The following is a 498-nucleotide window of genomic DNA, read 5'->3' on the forward strand; positions in this document are numbered from 1 at the left end:
ATTGGCAGTCAGTAATAAAACTAATAATTCCTTGAGTGCCTTCCAACCACCAAGTTCAGAAGCAATCTGACTTACTCGTTCTTGGGTTATTCCAACAATTTGGGCAAGGGAAGTTTGTGTAACCTTCTTCCCACTTTCTACAAGTTGTTTGTACGCGGATGCTAATAACCATTTGGTTTGTTGTCCTACTGTTCCTGATAACGGAGTAATATTTACTGCTTCAACTTGTTCAAAACGTACTGATGTAAGTTCGTTAATTAAAAAACTTAAGTCATGGTCACCAATAAAGTAGTAGTACAATTCCTCGTTGGGTCTAAGGTGTGAACGCAATCTTCCTGCTTCCTGTAAGATTTCAGCTCGCACTTTGGCTTCCACGAAATTCTGAAACTCTGCATCAGCATCGTTGGTATCTAAACTTACCTCTACTCCTGTTAATAGGTGATACTCAATAGCAAGTTGTCCCAAATTGGGATAAGGTACGCCAACGCTGCACAGTGA

General features: G+C 40.2%; 1 pseudogene. It reads right to left on the minus strand.

Annotated elements, in window-relative coordinates:
- A pseudogene (locus DSM106972_RS46835) lies at nucleotides 1-498 on the minus strand (hypothetical protein); the annotation flags it as partial.

Origin of the sequence: Dulcicalothrix desertica PCC 7102, from assembly GCF_003991905.1 — a bacterium.
Classification (GTDB): Bacteria; Cyanobacteriota; Cyanobacteriia; order Cyanobacteriales; family Nostocaceae; genus Dulcicalothrix; species Dulcicalothrix desertica.